The 20,820-nt window shown below is 73.2% G+C and carries 6 protein-coding genes; 2 read left to right on the top strand and 4 right to left on the bottom strand.

The window, feature by feature from the left end:
* Nucleotides 1-2,090, bottom strand: a 2,090-nt coding sequence (locus C7C45_RS23105) for a glycoside hydrolase family 2 TIM barrel-domain containing protein (protein WP_110565800.1), incomplete at its 3' end; no start/stop codon positions are given.
* A gap of 566 nt (nt 2,091-2,656) precedes the next feature.
* On the opposite strand from C7C45_RS23105, the gene C7C45_RS23100 reads away from it, so the two are divergent.
* Nucleotides 2,657-3,787, top strand: coding sequence for a LacI family DNA-binding transcriptional regulator (locus tag C7C45_RS23100; RefSeq protein WP_208641265.1), 1,131 nt, complete (start codon nt 2,657-2,659; stop codon nt 3,785-3,787).
* A 764-nt stretch (nt 3,788-4,551) separates the two neighbouring features.
* The gene (locus tag C7C45_RS23090) at nt 4,552-5,763 is read left to right on the top strand and encodes a hypothetical protein (RefSeq protein ID WP_110565795.1); all 1,212 of its coding nucleotides are present in this window, start codon (nt 4,552-4,554) and stop codon (nt 5,761-5,763) included.
* Nucleotides 5,764-5,899: 136 nt separating this feature from the next.
* Here C7C45_RS23090 and C7C45_RS23085 read toward each other — a convergent pair whose 3' ends face one another.
* The 3 genes from C7C45_RS23085 to C7C45_RS34200 all read right to left on the bottom strand — a co-directional run.
* On the bottom strand, nt 5,900-6,442 hold the full coding sequence (locus tag C7C45_RS23085) for a hypothetical protein (protein ID WP_244200515.1): 543 nt from the start codon (nt 6,440-6,442) through the stop codon (nt 5,900-5,902).
* A 318-nt stretch (nt 6,443-6,760) separates the two neighbouring features.
* Nucleotides 6,761-16,759: a type I polyketide synthase gene (locus C7C45_RS23080; protein WP_110565793.1), complete on the bottom strand. Its 9,999-nt coding sequence runs from the start codon at nt 16,757-16,759 to the stop codon at nt 6,761-6,763.
* A 2-nt stretch (nt 16,760-16,761) separates the two neighbouring features.
* On the bottom strand, nt 16,762-20,820 hold a 4,059-nt coding region (locus C7C45_RS34200), incomplete at its 5' end, for a type I polyketide synthase (protein WP_167454802.1).

Below are 20,820 nucleotides of genomic sequence, written 5' to 3'. Positions count from 1 at the left end.
AGCCGGGCGGTCCAGGTGAAGCCCACCGCCGTGTTGGTGAGGTCGTCGTTGAACACGGTGATGTTGCGGGTCACCGTGGCGTTGCGGGCGTAGGTGGGCACGGCCTGCGCCAGCGGGAAGTTGCCGTTGGAGTCGGAATTGCCGGAGGCGGACCAGTACGGGAGGTCGATCGCGGCCACCGGGTTGAACGCCGCCTGCACACGCTGGATCTGCGGGTTGCTCCACGGGTCGGGCAGGTTGTCGACGCCGTAGATCGGGTGGCCGCCCTCCTCCGGGGTGAAGTCGGTGGACCGCACGCCCGGCACGACGCTGGCCCAGGCGGACAACAGCGTGTACGGACGCAGGTCGGTGGCGCCCTTGCCGCGCTTGGCAGCAGTTGCGGTGGCGAACCACTCGAAGCCCTGCTTGTTGTTGCATGCCGGCCAGATGAACTCGCCCTCGCCGTCGGGCCGCCCGTTCACGCTGACCAGGCCCTCCCCGTACCTGCCGAAGCCGTCGACGTAGTGCGGTATCACCGCGAAGTTGGCGTACGTCATCCCGGGATACAGGCTGACATTGTTGCCGACGCCCACCTCGACAATGATCGGCCGGGTGCCGTCGGCGCCGTTCATCGCCGCGTACAGGTCCTTCTCGAACTGTTCGGAATCCTGGCCGCTCTGGTTCGGCTCGTTGTTCTGACTCCAGCGGACGATCGCGGGGTGGTTGCGGTCGCGCAGGACCAGCGCACGGGCGTGGTTGATCATGTTGTCGCGCCCGACGGAGTTCTGCCACTCCTGCGAGGATTGGGAGCCGCGAATCGCGACCTCGTCGATAATCATCAGGCCCATCTCGTCGGCGACATCCAACATGTACGGACTCCCGGGCTCCTGGTGGATCCGCACCACGTTGTAGTTCAGCCGCTGGTAGTTGTCCACCGCCTGCGGCCAGCCGCCGTTGCCGGACGACGGGGGCAGGAAGCCGGGCAGGGTGTGGTACGCGTCGCCCTTGCCGCCGTTGTTGATCCGGTCATAGTCGGCACCCTGGAGGTTGTCGCCGCGGAAGTTCACGCGCACGCCGTTGAGGTAGTAGTAGTCACCGTTCTGGGTGGCCTCCCGGAACCCGAACCGGTACTCGGCGTCGCTCGTCCGGCCGTCGTCGGTGACGGCATGCACCGTCAGCCCGTGCAGCTGCGCCCGGTACCCCGACCGGTACGGCACGTTGGGCCACCAGTACGAGGTGCTGCCGAGGTTCCACGCGACCGGCCCGACGGTCACGGTCACGGTCGAGCGGGCCGCCACGGTGACCGTACGGCTGGGCAGCGCCGGGTAGCTGAAAGCCGTTCCGTTCTTGGACGACAGCGACCCGGTCAACGTCACCGACCGGGAACTGCCCGACGTGTTCCGCACCGTCACGTCGTAGGTCAACGTCTTGTTCGCCACCGACGTACGCACGAATGTGTCGCTGACGTACACCGCCGGGTACACCCGCAGGAACGCGGACCCGAAGATCCCCTGCGGGATCGCCTCGGACCACGTGGCGGCGTCGGGCACCAGGTACCGGCCGTTGGATGCCTTCAACGCGCCGCGGCCCTTCACGTTCACCGTGATCGTGTGGGTGGTGCCGGGCGCCGCGTATGCGCTGATGTCGAAGTTCGATGGGGTGAACGCCGTCGTCTGGGTGGCGACCACGCGGCCGTCGACCGACAGTGTCGCCTGGTGGTTGACGGCGCCGAACTCGATCCAGGTCGACTGCGGCTGCCCCGAGTCCGGCACGGTGATGCTGCGCGAGTACACCGCCTCGTTCACGTCGGTGAAGCCCTGCTTGTACCAGCCGCCACCGGGCACCGCGATCGAGGTCGCCCCCCGACCCGCGGGCGTGAAGTTCCACGTCCCGCTCAGATCGACCGAGGCGACCGCGGCGTTCCCGGCCGCCACACCGTCAAGTCCGGCGGCCGCGACACTCTGCGTCGCGACCGGCGCGGCCAGGGCCGATCCGGGGTTCGCCAGGGTCAGACCACCCAGCGTCAGGGGCAGGGCGAGCGCCACGGTCGCGGCCAGCCCTCTGGCCAACGCCGACAATCGGCCACCCCAGTGGACGTTCGTACGATGCACGGTAACCCTCCTGTGACTCACCCGACAGCTCCGCAACACCGGTTCAGGGCACAGCCTCAAGGCCGAGACTCGAATCGATTCGACAGATCTGCCGGCGTCGCCGACCACCCGGGAAGGGTGGCTGCGGCCCATATGCGTAGATATTTATTAGCGGGCGCATCGAGCGTGAAGTCAAGGTTTCAAGACGGTTACTTCCTGCTTCTGACGCCTCGCAAGCTTCGAGTGGCCGCCGATGAGTACGACCCTTCCGAAGTACCAGGGCAACGCGCTCAGGCATTCCGTGGCGGCGACCCACCGGCGCGGCGACGATCGAATAGCGAACCGATTCGCCTCTGCGGCGCCCGGCGCGTGACACGCTGAAGGCGTGGACAGCAGCACTGTGGTCTACGGCGAAGTCGGCGGGCGGCCCGGCCTGACCTGTTCGGTTCGAAACCGGGGCTAGGGTGTGGGTAAGGAACGTGCTTCGCCAGCGTCACGGGGGGTTACGGGATCTCGGTGGCGAGTGTCTGACTGCGTAGACATGACTGCGCAATCATACAGGACTATGGCCGGCGACGGGAGGTGCCGTGACGCAACTGGCGAGGCCGAGTGGAAGCCCTCCGACGGCGCGCAGCGTGGACGTCGCGCGGCTGGCCGGCGTCTCCCAGAAGACGGTGTCCAGGGTCCTCAACGACGAGCCGTATGTCTCGGCCGACGTACGCCGGCGGGTCCTGGACGCCGCCGCGGAGCTCGGCTACCGGCGCAACCAGGCGGCCCGGGCGCTGGCCTCCGGGCGGACCCGGTCGATCGGCGTGGTGACGCTCGGCAGCGCCTTGTACGGGCCGGCGTCGTGGCTCGTGGGCATCGAGCGGGCGGTCCGGAAGGCGGGCTACACGCTGCGGGTGGCCACCACGATCGAGGGCGACCCGGGCGGCATCGCGAGCGCTCTGGCGTCGCTGCTGGACCAGGGCGTGGACGGCGTCGTCATCTCCGAGCCGATCGACGAGGGCGTCGGCCTCATCAGCGTGGACGTGCCGGTCCTGGTCCTCGGCGCGCCGCCCACCTTCACCGCGCCGCAGGTGGTGACCGCCAGGGTCGGCGCGGGCCGGCTCGCGCGGGCCGCGACCGAGCACCTGCTGGAGTTGGGGCACGCGACCGTCCATCACCTGGCCGGCCCGCAGCGGTGGTATTCGGCACGGGACCGTCTCGCCGGCTGGCGCGAGGCGCTGCGAGCCCATGGCGCGGACGAGCCGCCGGTCGTCGAGGGCGACTGGTCGGCCGCGTCCGGCTACGCGGCGGGCCGGGAACTGGCCGGCGACGGCACCGTGACCGCGGTGTTCGCCGCGAACGACGACATGGCGATCGGTCTCATCCGCGCGCAGCACGAGGCCGGGCGCCGCGTGCCCGAGGACATCAGCGTCGTCGGGTTCGACGACATCCCGGTCGCCGCCTACGTCACTCCCCCGCTCACCACCCTGCGGCAGCCGTTCGACGAGGTCACGCGGCAGGGCCTCGCGCTGCTGGTACAGGCCATCGAGAAGCCGGACGTCGAGCTTCCACCGGCGGCCGACCAACCGGTCGAGCTCGTCGTCCGCGCCTCGACGGCGCCACCACCGCCCCGGCCGATCCCGGGACGTGGCCGCCGAGCGCTCCCCCATGCCCACGGTGGCCCGCATGGTCAGCCCGCCGGCAGCGAAGTCCCATCCACCCAGCCCTGATCAGCGTCGATCTGTCCACCTACGGCGGCACGTCACCCGAGACCCACACCGGCCGTCGTTGACGAGCGGCAGCAGCACCCGCGTGCGGGCGAAGATTGGAATCTCATTGGATCAATCGACGCCCCGGCTTTCGATGCCGCCACGGCCACACCAGCACCCAACAGCCCACCGACCGCCGACGCAAGATCCGCTACCTCAGGGAAGAACACATCATCGCAAGACTCGGCGACCATCCCCGCCTCCCCAGCGGGATCCAGACTCCACATGACCTGGTCGCACTCCTGCACAAGAGGAAGATCACCATCGTCTGCGACCAGGAGCATTGCGCACCAACCACAGAAAGATCCGCGCAGGTCAACCTGCGCGGATCATGATCACTATGTGGTAATGATGTGTCCGAGTCGGCTCCGACGTGGCCGAGGCGGGCTACTTTCACCGGGTGCTGCCGTACGACGCCGGCAGCGCCAGCAGGATCTCGACCAGCAGCCCCACCACGTCCCCGTCGCCGCTTGCAGCGTTCGCGGATCTGGCCGGGAAGAGTGCACGAAAAAGGGCTTGCCGCCCAAGTGAAGGCACCCTCTTCGTGTCGGATAAGCAACACATGACGCAGCGGGGATCCAAACAGGCTAATGTCCCGAACGACCTGCGGGCACAGTAATTCTTCGCTGCCGAGTCGAGACCGGAGGCCCGACATGGCCGCCACCCATGGACCTCGCGCCGCTGTCGCCGTAGGGCAGGCCAGCACCGCGCCGCAGGCCCTCGCTATGACATTCGAGCAGCGGCTGGGCTTCCGCCGCCGGCAGTTTCCCGTCGTGGTTCTGCTCGGCATGCTGTTCCTGATCGCCACCCTGCCGGAGTTCTTCGTCGTGCTGGCCGGCATCGACACGCACTGGCGGCCGGGTGACCGAGCCCTGGACCACCTAGCCGCCTTCGCCAACACCGTGGTGAAGCCACCGCTGGAAGGCCCGACCGCCAGCACGGTGGAGCGCCACCTGTCGGTGGTCGCGTTCGCCGCGGTGCCGGTGGTGCTGGCCGCCGCGCTGGTCTGCTGTCTGAAGGTCGGGCGGTGGCGGCCCGTCATCGTGAGCGTGTCGGCACTTGTGCTGGGTCTGCTGGCGATTCCTGGACTTACCTGGGCGATAGAGGCGCTGGTGGGTCTGGTCCGGCTCGGCGTCTGGTTATACCGGCTCGTGGTCCGGGTCATCGACTGGCTCAGCCAGTTCCTCGCCGTAGTGCTCGTGATCGGCGCCGGTGTCGCGGTCCTCGTCGGGCTGTACCTGCTCGTCCAGAAGCTGCGGGCTCGGCGCTGGCTTACTGCGGGTGCCTGGGTTGGCATCGTGACGCTGCTGGTTCTGGCCTACGTGTACGGCGTCTTCGCGTTCGTCGGTGAGGTGATGGCCCGGTACGTTGCGCCGGCCTTCGCCCTTGTCATCGTCGTGCTCGTGGTCATCATGCTGGTCCTGCTGATAGCAGGCCTGGTGGTCGGGTTCTTCGGCCACCTCGGCCGGCTGATCGTGGTGTCGGCGAAAGGCGCCAGCAGCGCCGGGCGGGACCAGGCCAGCTGCGCCGACGCCGCCGCCGGTCTGGGCGTGGCGCTTTCGATGGTCCTGACCGCAGCGACAGTTGATGCGCCCTACGGCTACCAACTCACGCTGACCTGGCACGAAACACCGTATCTGAGCAGGGTGCCGGATCCGGTCGCGACGTACGGGATGCTGATGCGCGAATGGGGTGAGCGGTTCCTGGCCCCTGGCTTCGCCGGCTTCAACCCGACCGTGGACCTGGCAATCGCCGCAGCCGTCGCTCTGGTGATGGTCCTCGCGCTACTGACCAACGACCGGCGCTGGGAAACCGGCCGCATGCCCGGCGTGGTAAGCCTGGTGATGATCCGGGTCGGCCTGACCATCGCGTTCGCGATCCCCGCGTTGCTGGTCACGACGGCGGCGAAACACCTGACAGCAGACAGCGACAGCTGAGAAGTCCTCGAAGGAGAGTCGTCGACCGGTCTACGCGCCGCGGAGACTGCTGGGCAGCGACTGGGAGGCCCTGCGGGATCCTGCCGGTTGGCCGTACTCGACCGTCGTCGTGCTGGGGACCGGCCGCACCTCGAGGTCAGGTTGTGTCGCGGCGACGGCGGGCTTCGATGTCGCGCTGCACGTCGGGGTCCCATTGGCCGGCGTTCCAGTCTTCACTGGTCGGGGTGGGCGACAGCGGCCATGCCGGGTCTTGCCCGGCGAACGGCGGGTAGTGTCCGGCGTGGACCTGGTTGGCGTGGGCGATCAGCCGCCGGACTCGCGCCCGACTGTGCAGCATGCCCCCGATCAGCGCGGCGGCTCCAAGGATACGCATGGCGGCCTGGCCGAACAGGACAGCCGGGGCGGTTCGGTCGGCCGCCAGCCAGGCGATGGCGGCGCCGAGGAAGATGAAGGCAGGGAAGAGTCGCGTGCCCCAGTGGCGGCTGTACGAGCGGCCCGAGGAGCCGTGGGCCTCGGCGAGCTGGCGGGTGCCGCGGCCCCAGATCAGCGCGCTGACAGCCAGGCCGATGATGGTGGCGATCAGGATCAGATTGGCCAGGATGTACCCGACCGCGGCTCCGGTGCCGGACGGGGGCAGCGGCCGGCCCTGGTCGCTCGAGATGCTGCCGATGACGGCCACGGCGATCGCGGCCAGGGCGAACAGGGTGGCGAACCCGACCGCGAACCAGGCCGCGACGTTCCAACCTGCTGTTCTGAGCGCCGGCGGAGGTGCCGAGGACCGGCATGTGTGGCCCTGGCCGGGGTGATCGAGCGCGGCTCCGCATTTCGTGCAGTGCAAAGTGTTCTCCTGAGCGGCGCGGCCGAGACTTCGCTGGGCCAGGTGAGCTGGGTATCGCGTATCTCGTCGCACAGGGTGAGGGATCCACCGGATTCGGTGCGTAGAGGATGATGCCCGGTCGGTGCCGATCCGGCGACCCCGTATTCCGGGGCTGAGTCTTCAGGCGAGTTCGCCGTCGAGGATCTGGTACAGCTCGTCGGCTGACGAGGTGGAGAGGTCGTCGGCGGCGGATGGGGTTTCGGGGCCGGCCAGGGCGGTTGCGAGGGTTCGCAGGCGTTCGGCGAGCCGGGCCCGGGCCTTCACGTCGCCGGGGGTGGATCCGGCCAGAGCGGCCTCCAGGTCGTCGAGCCGGGCGGTGACCCGGCTGTCATCGGTGGTGGCGAAGGCGGTGGCGAGCAGGTCGGCGGTCGCTTCCACGGTGGGGTGGTCGAAGATCAGCGTGGAGGGGATTCGCCGGCCGGTCGCCGAGGCGAGGCGGTTGCGCAGTTCGAGGGCGGTCAGGGAGTCGAAGCCGAGGTCGAGGAAGCCCTGGCCGGTGCCGACGGCGTCGGGGCGGTCGTGGCCGAGTACCGCGGCGGCATGTCCGCGGACGAGGTCGATCAACGCGGCCCGCCGGACGGCCGGTGCCATGGTGGCGAGCCGGTCGGCCTCGGTGGCGGCGGCGGTGACAGCGGCGGCTCGGGCCGGTGTCACGCCGGCCAGGCCGCGGAAGACCGGGGCCAGCGCGTCGGCCTGGGCGCGCAGGGCCGCCCGGTCCAGGCGTGCCGGCACGAGCACGGCACGGTCGCTGGTGCGGGCGAGGTCGAGCAGGCCCAATCCTTCCTCGGCGGTGAGCGGCAGCAGACCGGAGCGGGCCATCCGGTCGTCGTCGCGGGCGGACAGCGTGCCGGTCATCTCGCTGGCGGTGGCCCATCGGCCCCAGGCCAGTGAGCGGGCGGGCAGGCCGAGGGCACGGCGGTGTTCGGCGAGGGCGTCCAGGAAGGCGTTCGCGGCGGCGTAGTTCGCCTGGCCGGCGGCGCCGCCGATCCCGGCGATCGAGGAGAACAGCACGAAGTCGGCCAGGTCGGCGCCGCGGGTCAGCTCGTGCAGGTGCCAGGCCGCGTCCACTTTGGCGCGCAGCACCGCGGCGATCCGGTCGGGGGTGAGCGCGCTCAACACCCCGTCGTCGAGTGACCCGGCGGTGTGCACGACCGCGGTGAGCGGCCGGTCCGCCGGGATCGCCGCGAGCAGGCCGGCGACGGCCCGGCGGTCGGCCAGGTCGGCGGCGACGACGGTGACCCGGGCGCCGGCGGCGGTGAGGTCGGCGACGAGCCGGTCGGCGCCGGGGGTGTCCGGGCCGCGGCGGCCGGCCAGCAGCAGGTCGGTGACGCCTGCGGCGACGAGGTGCCGGGCGACAAGCGTGCCGAGGCCGCCGAGGCCGCCGGTGACCAGCACGGTGCCGCCACCCCAGCCGGGTGTGGTGCCGGCTTCGCCGGCGGGAATCAGGCGGGGGACGTACGCGCGTCCGGCCCGGCCGACGATCTCGGGTTCGGCGGTGTGCAGCAGCCGTTCCGAGCGGGGGTCGTCGTCCAGATCGGCCAGCAGGAGCCGGCCCGGGTTCTCCGCCTGGGCGGCGCGTACCAGGCCCCAGACGGCGGCGGCGGCAAGGTCGGTGGCCGGGCCGCCGGGGCCGGTCGCGCCGCGGGTGACGACGGCGAGGCGGGCGTCGGCGTGCACCGGGTCGGCCAGCCACGTGGTGAGGTGGGCGGCGACCCGGGTCACCGCCTCGTGGGTGGCGGTGACCGGGTCGGTCCTGGCGGGGACCACGTCGTACCGCTCCGGTGCGGGCAGGGTGACGTCTTCGGCGGGGGCGGGACGCCAGTCGAGGGCGTACAGGGAGTCGGTGGCGGCCGGTGCGGCGGCGGGCCGGGTACGGAGCGCGCCGACCTCGGCGACCGGTTCGCCGGCCAGGTCGGTCAGGACCAGGGCGACGGTGTCGGGGCCGGTCGCGGTGATGCGCACCCGGACCGCTTCCGGGGCGGGCGCGGTCACCCGGACGTCCTGCCAGCTGAACGGGACCTCCGGGCCGTCGCCGTCCTCACCGGCGAGACGGGCGTGCACGGTGGCGTCGAGCAGGGCCGGGTGCAGCGGGTACGTGCCGGTTCCGGCCGCCGGCGGCAGGGCGACCTCGGCGTAGTAGTCGTCCCCGGAGCGCCAGGCGGCCCGAACGCCCCGGAAGGCCGGGCCGTAGTGCAGGCCGCGGTCGGCGAGCCGGTCGTAGAGGCCGGCGACGGGCATCGGTTCCGCGCCGAGCGGCGGCCAGGCCGGCAGCCGGGCCGGTGCGGCCGGGAAGGCGGGGGTGATGGTGCCGGTGGCGTGCCGGGTCCAGTCGGCGGCGCCGGCCGGGCGGGCGTGGATCTCAAGGTCGCGGAGGCCGTCGTCGCCGGGCGGGCCGACCACGGCGTGCAGGTCGACGCCGGCGTCGGTGACCGTCAGGGGTGCGTGCAGGATCAACTCGCCGAGGCCGGCCGCACCGGCCGCGGCGGCGGCGTGCAGGGCCAGGTCGGCGAAGCCCGCGCCGGGGAACACGGCGACGCCGGCGATCACGTGGTCGGCCAGCCACGGGTGGGTGGCGGTGGAGAGCCGGCCGGTGAGCCGCAGTTCCCGCGATCCGGGGGTGGTGAGGACGCCGCCGAGCACGGGGTGCCCGGAGTCGCCGAGGCCGAACGCGGTGGCGTCGCCGGTGTGGGCTGCCGCGGCGGTCCAGTAGCGCTGCCGTTGGAACGGGTACGTGGGCAGGTCGACGTGCCTGCGGCGCGGCCCCTGTAGGGCCACCCAGTCCACGTCGGCGCCGTCGGCCCACAACTCGGCGACGGCCCCCAACACGTCCCGCCCGGCGACGACCGCGACCGCGTCGTCCACGTGACCGCGCAGCAGGCCACTCAGCACCGGTTCCGGACCCAACTCGACGAACCGGCAGCCGGTCAGGCCGGACACCGCCTCGTGGAAACGGACCGTGTCGCGGATCTGCCGGACCCAGTACCCAGCATCCACCGACTCGACGCGGCCACCGGTCACCGTGGAAATCCACTCCACCCGCGGAACGGCGAAGGCGACCCCAGCGGCGGCTGCGGCGAAACCGTCAAGCGCCGGTTCCATCAACACCGAGTGGAACGCGTCAGAAACCGTCAACCACCGCGGCGGCACACCGAGCTGCTCGACCGCCGCGGTCACCCGCTCACGACTGCCCGACAGCACCACCGAACCCGGACCATTCACCGCCGCCACATCCACACCCGTCGCGCGAGCAGACTCCTCCGACACGCTCACCACCGCCATCACCCCACCAGCAGCGACCGCACCCATCAACCGACCGCGTTCCACGACCAGACGGGCCGCGTCCTCCAGAGACAAGACCCCGGCGACATACGCCGCCGCGAACTCACCCACCGAATGACCCACCACCACATCCGGACGCAACCCCCACGACTCCAGAAGACGGAACAACGCCACCTCGTACGCGAAGAGAGCGGGCTGGGCGTTGGCCGTGGCATCGATGTCAGCCGCGTCCCACGAGACGAGCGAGCACACCTCGTCCCACACCTCGGCGAAAGTCGGATACCGCTCGTACAGGTCGGCACCCATTCCGGCGCGCTGCGCACCCTGACCCGGAAAAACAAAGACAGTGCGAGCGTCACGGCGGGCGGTGACCGGTTCGGCGGAGGCCAGTGCGGCGCGGCCGACGACGGCCGCCCGCACCGGCATCTCGGACCGGGTGCCTGCCAGGCCGCGGGCGATGTCTGCGAGGTCGCCGGGGGTGCCGGCGAGGCGGGTGACAAGCTCCCGCAACGCCTGCGGGTCGCGGGCGGAGACGGGCAGCACGACCGGCTCGTCCTCGTCCTCGTCGCCGTCGCCGACGGCCACCGGCGCGGACGGGACATGTTCGAGGATCACGTGGGCGTTGGTGCCGCTCAGCCCGAACGACGAGACACCCGCCCGACGGGGACCCTCCCACGGCTGCTCCTCCACCAACAGCGCAACCGCTCCGGCCGACCAATCCACATGCGACGACGGCTGCCCCACGTGCAACGTGCGCGGCAGAACACCATGCCGCATCGCCTCCACCATCTTGATCACACCACCGACACCAGCAGCAGCCTGCGCATGACCAATGTTCGACTTCAACGAACCCAACCACAACGGCCTACCCCGACCCTGCCCATACGTCGCCAACAACGCCTGCGCCTCGATCGGATCACCCAACCTCGTACCGGTGCCGTGCGCCTCCACCACGTCCACATCCACCGGCGACAACCCCGCAGCCGCCAACGCCGCACGAATCACCCGCTGCTGCGCACCACCATTCGGCGCCGTCAAACCATTCGACGCACCATCGGAGTTCACCGCACTCCCCCGCACCACCGCCAGAACCGGGTGACCGTGACGCCTGGCGTCGGACAACCGTTCCAGCACCAACACACCGGCACCCTCGGCCCAACCCGTGCCATCGGCATCATCCGAGAAGGACTTACACCGCCCGTCCGGGGCCAGGCCGCGCTGAAGACTGAAGTCGACGAACATCTCCGGAGTGGCCAGCACCGTCACACCACCGGCCAACGCCAATGTGCACTCACCACGACGCACCGACTCCGCCGCCAGATGCAACGCCACCAACGACGACGAACAGGCCGTGTCGACAGTCAACGCCGGCCCCTCCAACCCGAAGTGGTAGGCGACCCGACCGGAGACGATGCTGCCCGCGCTGCCGGCGGGGCCGTAGTCGTGGTACATCACGCCAGCGAACACACCGGTGCGGGTGCCGCGCAGCGACTCGGGCGCGATCCCGGCGCGTTCCAGGGCCTCCCAGCTGGTCTCCAGGAGCAGCCGCTGCTGCGGGTCGGTCTCGCGGGCCTCGCGAGGGCTGATGCCGAAGAACGCGGCGTCGAATTCGGCGGCGTCGTGCAGGAAACCGCCGTGCCGCACGTAGGTGTGCCCGGCCCGGCCGGGCTCCGGGTCGTACAGGCGGCCGGTGTCCCAGCCCCGGTCGACGGGGAAGGCGCTCACCGCGTCCTCGCCGGCCGCGACCAACCGCCACAGGTCCTCCGGCGACCGCACCCCGCCGGGGTAGCGGCAGGCCATGCCGACGATCACGACGGGGTCGTCGGCCGCTCCGGCGTGGGCCGCCGGGGCCGGGGCCGCTGCCACCTGCTCGACGGGGGTGCTGCTCTCGGCCAGGAAGGCGGCGACGGCGGTGCTGCTCGGGTGGTCGAAGACAAGCGTGGCGGGCAACCGGACTCCGGTGGCCGCTTGGAGCTGGTTGCGCAGTTCCAACGCGGCAAGCGAGTCGAACCCCAGGTCGCGGAAAGCGCGGTCCGGGTCGATCGCCGCCGGGCCGGGGTGGCCGAGGACCCGCGCGACGTGTTCGCGTACCAGGTGGAGCAGGTCGGTGCCGGAGGGCACCGGGGCCACCGGCGCGGCGACCGGCTCGCGCAGCAGGGCCGGCGCTCCGCCGGGCCGGGCCCGCAGCACGGTGCGGTCGATCCGCACCGGATGCGGTACGGCGTCGCCGGTGCGCAGCGCCGCGTCGAACAGGGCCAGCGCGTCGTCGACCGGGATGGCGGGCAGACCGAGCCGGTCGAGTCGGGCCCGGTCGCCGTCGGTCAGCTCGGCGCTCATGCCGTCGGCGGTCGCCCACAGGCCCCAGGCGAGCGACTGGGCGGGCAGGCCGGAGGCGCGGCGGGCGGCGGCGAGCGCGTCCAGGAAAAGATTGGCGGTGGCGTAGGCACCCTGCCCGGCGGCGAGCAGCGAACCGGCCGCCGAGGAGAACAGCACGAACGCGGCCAGGGGCAGGTCCCGGGTCAACTCGTGCAGGTGCCACGCGCCGTCTGCCTTCGCGGTCAGACCCGGCTCGATCCGGTCGGCGGTCAGCGTGTCGACGGTGCCTCCGACCGCGATCCCGGCGGCGTGCACGACCGCCGAGAGCGGCCGGTCGGCGGGGATCGTGGCGAGCAGCCCGGCCACCTCGGCACGGTCCGCGACGTCGCACGCGGCGATGGTGACGTCGGCGCCGAGGCCGGTCAGGTCGGCGTGCAGGGCGGCGGCACCGGGGGCGGCCGGGCCGGAGCGGCTGGCCAGCAGCAGGTGGCGGACGCCGTGTGCGGTGACCAGGTGCCGGGCGACAAGAGCGCCGAGCCCGCCGGTGCCGCCGGTGATCAGCACGGTGCCGGTGCCGCCGGGGCCAGCGAGCGCGGGCGGTTCCTGGGCCGGGTGCAGCGGGGTGAGCCGGGGTGCCAGCAGCCGTCCGTCGCGGACGGCGACCTCCGGCAGGCCGGCGGTGCCGGTGTCGAGGCCGACGGCGGCGGGGTCGTCGGAGTCGACGAGCACGAACCGGCCCGGGTTCTCGGCCTCGGCCGCGCGCACCAGCCCGCGGGCCGCGGAGGCGGCCAGGTCGGTGACCGGCTCGCCGGGTTGGATGGCGACCGCGCCGGTGGTGACCACCAGCAGCGGACCGGGCCGGGAACCGGCGAGGTGGCGGTGGATCGCGTCGAGGGTGGTGCGGATCGTCGCCCGCAGGCCGGCGTCCGTCCCGTCCAACACCAGACGGTCCGCCGCCGGGGCCGCGCCGGACACCGGAACGGCCGGGTTCCAGGTGGTGGTGAAGAGACTGTCGCGGGGCACGGCCGGGCTGCCGAGGTGGGCCGCGTCGACCGGCCGGGCGAGGATCGACGCCACCGACACGACCGGGCGGCCGTCCGGGTCGTACGCGCGCAGTGCGGTCTCCTCGTCGCCGCGCAGACGGGTCAGATGCACGCGCAGCGTCGTGGCGCCGGTGACCGGGACCCGCACGTCACGCCACACGAACGGCAGCAGGGTCGTGTTCTGGTCGTCGTCGGCGAGCAGCCCGGCGTGCAGCGCCGCGTCGAGCAGCGCCGGGTGCACGCCGTACCCGGACTCGGCGGGCAGGCTCACCTCGGCGTACAGGTCGTCGCCGGCCCGCCAGGCGTGGGTGAGGCCGCGGAACGCGGGCCCGTAGTGGTAGGAGCGGTCGGCCAGCCGCTGGTAGCCGCCGGTCACGTCGAGCGGGGTGGCGCCGGCCGGCGGCCACGGGCCGGTGAACGGTGCCGGTCCGCTCGCGGAGGCGGGGGCCAGGGTGCCCTCGGCGTGCAGCGTCCACGGCCCGCCGTCCGGGCGGCCGTGCACGCGTACCGTGCGCCCGCCGTCCGGCCCGGCCGCCCCGACGGTGACCCGTACCGCGACGGTCGTTCCGGCGGGCAGGGTGAGGGGCGCGGGCAGGGACAGCTCGGCGACCTCGGTGCCGGTGCGCTCGGCCGCGCACCGGGCCAGCTCGACGAACGCGGTGCCGGGCAGCAGCACGGTGCCGTGCACGGTGTGGTCGGCCAACCAGGGCTGCGCGGCGGTGGCGAGGCGGCCGGTGAGCACCAGGCCGTCGCCGTCGGGGTCGGGCAGCAGGGCGGTGAGGACCGGATGGTCCAGCGCCTCCTGGCCGGCGGCGGTGACGTCCCCGGCCGGCGGGGCGGTGTCCAGCCAGAAGCGGCGGTGCTGGAACGGGTACGCGGGCAGCGTGAGCCGGGTCCGCGGGGCCTCGCCGGACACCGCCGCCCAGTCCACCCGCAGGCCGCCCACGTGCGCGTCGACCAGACCGGCCAGCAGCGCGGTGTTCTCGTCGCGGCCGCGGCGACCGGTGGCGGCGAAGGTGGCGCCGGCCCCGTCGGCGGTCTGCGCGGCGAGCGGGGCCAGCACGGTGTCCGGCCCGATCTCCAGGAAGGTGGTCACGTCGCTGGCGAGCAGTTCGCGCACGGCGTCGGCGAACAGCACGGCACGCCGTACCTGGTTGGTCCAGTGGTCGGGGTCGGTCACGTCGGCGGGCCCGCCGGTGACCGTCGAGACGATCGGGATCGCCGGGGGCCGGAAGGTGACCGTGGCGGCGACCGTACGGAACAGGTCGAGCATCGGCTCCATCAGCGCGGAGTGGAAGGCGTGCGACACGTTCAGTCGGGTGGCGCGCAGACCGTCGGCGGCACAGCGGGCGGCGACCCGGTCGAGGCCGTCGATCGGGCCGGAGACGACCACCGCGGCGGGGGCGTTGACCGCGGCGATCTCGGCGTCGCCGTCGAGCAGGGCGGTCACCTGGGCGACCGGGGCGGCGACCGCGAGCATCCCGCCGCCGGGCGGCATGGCCTGCATCAGTCGGCCGCGGGCGGCGACCAGGCGGCAGGCGTCGGGCAGCGAGAACACCCCGGCGACGTACGCCGCGCTCAGCTCGCCGATCGAGTGCCCGGCGAGCAGGTCCGGGCGTACGCCCCAGCTGTCCAGCAGCGCGGCCGTGCTCACCTCGACGGCGAACAGCGCCGCCTGGGTGTACGCGGTCTGCCCGAGCAGTCCGGCGTCGGCGCTGCCCGGTTCGGCCCACATCACCACACGCAGCGGCCGTTCCAGGTGCTGGTCGAGGTGCCCGGCGACGTCGTCCAGGGTCGCGGCGAACACCCGGTGCCGGGCGTACAGGTCGCGGCCCATGCCGGACCACTGGGCGCCCTGGCCGGTGAACAGGAACGCGGTGCGACCGTCGCGGGCGGGGATGGACGGTCCGACGCCGGCGGCGATCCGGTCCAGCCCGGCGATCAGACCGGCCCGGTCGACGGCGACCAGACCGGCGCGGTGCGGGAGGACGGCCCGGGTGCCGAGGGTGTGCGCCAGGTCGGCGGCCGCCTCGTCGGGCAGGGCCCGGGCCGCGTCGGCGAGCCGGGTCGCGTGCGCGCGCAGGGCCTCGCCGGTGCGGGCGGACAGCAGCACCGGGAACGGCGCGCCGGTGACCCCGGATGGTGGCGGCGCCGCGTCGCCCTCCTCGACGAGGACGTGGGCGTTGGTGCCGCTGATGCCGAATGAGCTGACCGCGGCGCGGCGCGGCCGGTCGGCGCGCGGCCACGGCTGTTCCTCGCTGAGCAGGGCGACTCGGCCGGCGTCCCAGTCGACCTTGCCGGACGGCCGGTCGACGTGCAGGGTGCGGGGCAGGACACCGTGTCGCATCGCCTGGATCATCTTGATCACGCCGGCCACGCCGGCGGCGGCCTGGGTGTGGCCGATGTTCGACTTCACCGAGCCCAGCCAGAGCGGCCGGTCCCGGCCCCGGCCGTACGCGGCGATCAGCGCGCCGGCCTCGATCGGGTCACCCAGCACAGTGCCGGTGCCGTGCGCCTCGACCGCGTCCACGTCGGCCGGCACGAGTCCGGCCGCGTCCAGGGCCTGCCGGATGACACGTTGCTGAGCGCTGCCGTTCGGGGCGGTGATCGCGCTGCTCGCGCCGTCGGAGTTGACCGCGCTGCCGGCGATGACACCGAGCACCCGGTGGCCGTGGCGGCGGGCGTCGGAAAGCCGTTCCAGCACCAGCACCCCGGCGCCCTCACCCCAGCCGGTGCCGTCGGCGGCCTCGGCGAACGACTTGCACCGGCCGTCCGGGGCCAGGCCGCGCTGGCGGCTGAACTCCAGGAACGTCTCCGGCGTGGCCATCACGGTCACCCCGCCGACCAGAGCCAGCGGGCACTCACCGCGGCGGATGGCCTGGATCGCCCAGTGCAGCGCCACGAGCGACGACGAGCAGGCGGTGTCCACGGTGACGGCCGGACCCTCGAGGCCGAGGGTGTAGGCGACCCGGCCGCTGACCAGGCTGCCGTCCGCGCCGCCGACGCCGTAGTCGTGGTACATGACCCCGGCGAACACGCCGGTGCGGCTGCCCCGCAGGACGGCCGGGTCGATGCCGGCGTCCTCCAGTGCCTCCCAGGAGACTTCGAGCAGTTGCCGCTGCTGCGGGTCCATGGTGGTGGCCTCGCGCGGGCTGACCCCGAAGAAGTCGGCGTCGAAGCCGGCCGCGTCGTACAGGAACCCGCCGCGGCGGGTGTAGCAGCGGCCCGGCGTACCGGGTTCCGGGTCGAACAGCCGGTCGGTGTCCCAGCCCCGGTCGGCCGGGAAGTCACCGGTGGCGTCGCGGCCGGCGGCCACGAGGTCCCACAGGTCGTCCGGGGTACGCACCCCTCCCGGGTAGCGGCAGCCCATGCCGACGACCGCGACCGGTTCGGCCGACGCGGCCGAATCGGCCCGCAGCCGTTCGTTGTCCAGCATCGACTCCCGCAGAGCGGCGACGAGTTGTTCCACGGAGGTTTCCATCGCTACCCCTTGGCCTGACCGGTGGCGCCGCGACCGAGCGCGGTGCGTACCAGTTCGTCGATGTCCATCGTCTTGATCGCCGCGGCGGCGGGTGACGGCGGTGGCGTGGCGGGCACGGCCGGCGACACCGGTGCGGCGGTGGCCGGGTCCCCGTCGGTGAGCGCGAGCAGCGCGTCCAGCAGTCCGGCCTCGCGGATCCGGTGGTACGGGATGTCCGCGAGCGCCGCCCGGAAGCCGGCCTCGTCTGGGTGCGGGTCCGGGTCCGGCGGCAGGGCGGCACCCATCTCGGTGAGTAGGAACTCGGCGAGCAGCGCCGTGGTCGGGTGGTCGAACACCAGGGTGGCCGACAGCCGTTCCCCGGTGGCCTTGGCCAGTCGGTTGCGCAGTTCCAGCGCGGCCAGCGAGTCCAGGCCCAGGTCGAGGAAGCCCTTGTCGGCGTCGATGCCGCGCGGGTCGGACCGGCCGAGCACGGTGGCCACGTGCGAACGCACCAGGTCGAGCGCGGCGCGTTCCCGGTCGGTGGCCGACAGCGTGCCGAGCCGCTCGGCGAACGACAGGTCCCGGGCGGGTGGTGCCGCCACGGCCGGGGCCGGTGCCGGCCGTGGTGTGCCACCGGCGAGGCCCCGCAGCACCGGCGGCAGGTCGCCGTCGCGGTCGCGCAGAGCCGGTAGGTCGAGCCGCACCGGGACGACCACCGGGTGCCCGGCGACGGTGGCGGCGTCGAGCAGGTCCAAACCGGCAGCCGGGTCGATGGCGCCGATCCCGAGCCGGGCCAGTCGATCCAGGTCGGCGGCGGCGAGCCGGCCGGTCATCGCGCTGGCCGGCAGGTTCTCGTCGTCGGCCCACAGGCCCCAGGCGGCGGAAACGGCGGGCAGCCCGGCGGCGCGGCGGTGCTCGGCGAGCGCGTCGAGGAACACGTTGGCCGCCGCGTAGCTGCCCTGCCCGCCGCCGTCGAGGATGCCGGACGCCGACGAGAAGAGCACGAACGCGTCGAGGTCGAGGCCGGCGGTCAGCTCGTGCAGGTGCCAGGCGCCAGCCGCCTTGGCGTTCAGCACCGTGTCCAGCCGATCCGGGGTGAGGGCGGTGATCACCCCGTCGTCGAGCACGCCGGCGGTGTGCACGACCGCGCCGAGCCGGTGCCCGGCGAGCAGCCCGGCCAGCGCGTCGTGGTCGGCGACGTCGCAGGCGGCCACTGTCACCGTCGCGCCGAGTGCGGTCAGCTCGGCGGCCAGTTGGTTGGCGCCGCCGGCGTCCGGACCGCGCCGGCTGGTCAGCAGCAGATCCCGTACGCCGTGCCGGGTGACCAGGTGCCGGGCGACGAGCGCGCCGAGCTGCCCGGTCCCGCCGGTGATCAGCACGGTGCGGTCGGCCGGCCACGCCGGTGTGCCGGTGCCGCGGCCGGCCCGGATCAACCGCGGCACCCACGGCTCACCGGCCCGGACGGCGACCTCGGGTTCGCCATCGGGCAGCACGGCTGGCAGGTCGTCGTCCGGGCCGAGGTCGGCCAGCACGAACCGGCCGGGGTTCTCGGCCTGCGCGGCGCGCACCAGCCCCCACACCGGCGCGGCGGCGAGGTCGGTGACCGGGTGGACGGCGCCACGGGTGACCACGATCAGCCGGGATCCGGCCGCGGCGTCGTCGGCCAGCCAGCGCTGCACCACGCCGAGCACTGTGTGCAGGGTGGACCGGGCCGCCGCGAAGGTGTTCCCGGTCGCGGCCGGGCAGTGGTAGACGACCTCGGCCGGGACCGGCTCCCCCGGCCGCAGCGAGGCAAGCTCGACCCGGGCGGCGGGGGTGCCGGGCGGCGCGGTGACCGGCTGCCACTCGGTGCGGTACAGGTGCTCGCCGTCGCCGAGCTGCGCGGCCGAGACCGGGCGCGGGGTGAGTGAGCCGACCGTGGCGACCGGTTGCCCGGCCAGGTCGGTGAGTGTCAGCGAGACGACGCCGTCCGGGCCGAGGCTGCGGGCGTGCACCCGGACGGCGGCCACCCCGGCCTGGTGCACGGTCACGTCGGACCAGGCAAACGGCACCCGGGTCTGGGCGATCCCGCCGGGTCCGCCGTCGACCAGGAAGTCGGCGGCCTGCCCGGCGGCGTCCAGCAGGGCCGGGTGCAGACCGAACGAGCCGGCGTCGGCGGTGTCCGGCAGCACCACCTCGGCGTACACGTCGTCGCCGCGCCGCCAGACGGCCCGCAGCCCGCGGAAGGTCGGGCCGAAGGTGTAGCCGAGGGCGCCGAAGTCGCGGTAGGCGTCGGTGAGGTCGATCTCGCCAGCGCCGGTCGGCGGCCAGGCGGGCGGCACGGCGGCGGGTGCCGGAAGGGCCGCGGCGAGGGTGCCGGTGGCGTGCTTGCGCCAGGGCGCGGCCGGGTCGCCCTCGGGCCGCGAGTACACGGTCACCGGGCGGCGGCCGTCCTCGTCGACGCCGACGGTGACCTGGACGGTGACCGCGCCGCCGCCGGGCAGGGTGAGCGGGGCGAGCTGGGTCAGTTCCTCGACCCGAGGGCTGCCGACGTGCCGGCCGGCCCGGACGGCCAGTTCCACGAAGGCGGTGCCGGGCAGCAGCACGGTGCCGAACACGGCGTGGTCGGCCAGCCACGGGTGGGTGCCGGTGGCGAGACGGCCGGTGAGCAGCACGTCGCCGGTGCCGGGCACGGTGGTCGCGGCGGCCAGCAGCGGGTGGCCGACCGCTTCGAGCCCGGCGGAGCCGACGTCGCCGCCGCCGGGGCCGTCGTGCAGCCAGTAGCGCTGCCGTTGGAACGGGTAGGTGGGCAGGTCGACGTGCCTGCGGCGCGGCCCCTGTAGGGCCACCCAGTCCACGTCGGCGCCGTCGGCCCACAACTCGGCGACGGCCCCCAACACGTCCCGCCCGGCGACGACCGCGACCGCGTCGTCCACGTGACCGCGCAGCAGGCCACTCAGCACCGGTTCCGGACCCAACTCGACGAACCGGCAGCCGGTCAGGCCGGACACCGCCTCGTGGAAACGGACCGTGTCGCGGATCTGCCGGACCCAGTACCCAGCATCCACCGACCCGACGCGGGCACCGGTCACCGTGGAAATCCACTCCACCCGCGGAACGGCGAAGGCGACCCCAGCGGCGGCTGCGGCGAAACCGTCAAGCGCCGGTTCCATCAACACCGAGTGGAACGCGTCAGAAACCGTCAACCACCGCGGCTGCACACCAAGCTGCTCGACCGCCGCGGTCACCCGCTCACGACTGCCCGACAGCACCACCGAACCCGGACCATTCACCGCCGCCACATCCACACCCGTCGCGCGAGCAGACTCCTCCGACACGCTCACCACCGCCATCACCCCACCAGCAGCAACCGCACCCATCAACCGACCGCGTTCCACGACCAGACGGGCCGCGTCCTCCAGAGACAAGACCCCGGCGACATACGCCGCCGCGAACTCACCCACCGAATGACCCACCACCACATTCGGACGCAACCCCCACGACTCCAGAAGACGGAACAACGCCACCTCGTACGCGAAGAGAGCGGGCTGGGCGTTGGCCGTGGCATCGATGTCGGCCGCGTCCCACGAGACGAGCGAGCACACCTCGTCCCACGCCTCGGCGAAAGTCGGATACCGCTCGTACAGGTCGGCACCCATTCCGGCGCGCTGGGCACCCTGACCCGGGAAGACGAAGACCGTACGGGTGTTGCGGCGGTGTGCCGGTGCGCCGAGGTTGGCGAGGTCGTGACGGGCCCCGGCGTCGTCGGCGGCGACCACGAACGCGCGGTGGTCGAGGGTGGCGCGGGTCTGCGCGGCGGCGCGGGCCAGCTCGGCGAGCGGCACGGTGCCGGCCTGGACGGCGAGTTGCACGGCCTGGTCGCGGACGGCGGCCGGGCTGTGGCCCGAGATCGCGATCAGCACCGGGGCCGGGTCCTCCGCCGGGGGCTCGGGGTCGGCGGCGGCGTGTTCGAGGATCACGTGGGCGTTGGTGCCGCTCAGCCCGAACGACGAGACACCCGCCCGACGGGGACCCTCCCACGGCTGCTCCTCCACCAACAGCGCAACATCACCAACCGACCAGTCCACATGCGACGACGGCTG

The sequence above is a fragment of the Micromonospora arborensis genome, assembly GCF_003205615.1.
GTDB classification, from domain to species: Bacteria; Actinomycetota; Actinomycetes; order Mycobacteriales; family Micromonosporaceae; genus Micromonospora; species Micromonospora arborensis.
Note: the sequence above shows the minus strand (reverse complement) of the source record. Positions and strands in the feature narration are given on the sequence as shown.

Bases quoted from the DNA above. Each gene is read 5' to 3' on its own strand.
- C7C45_RS23090 (WP_110565795.1), top strand. From the start codon at position 4,552: ATGACATTCGAGCAGCGGCTGGGCTTCCGCCGCCGGCAGTTTCCCGTC.
- C7C45_RS23080 (WP_110565793.1), bottom strand. From the start codon at position 16,759: ATGGAAACCTCCGTGGAACAACTCGTCGCCGCTCTGCGGGAGTCGATG.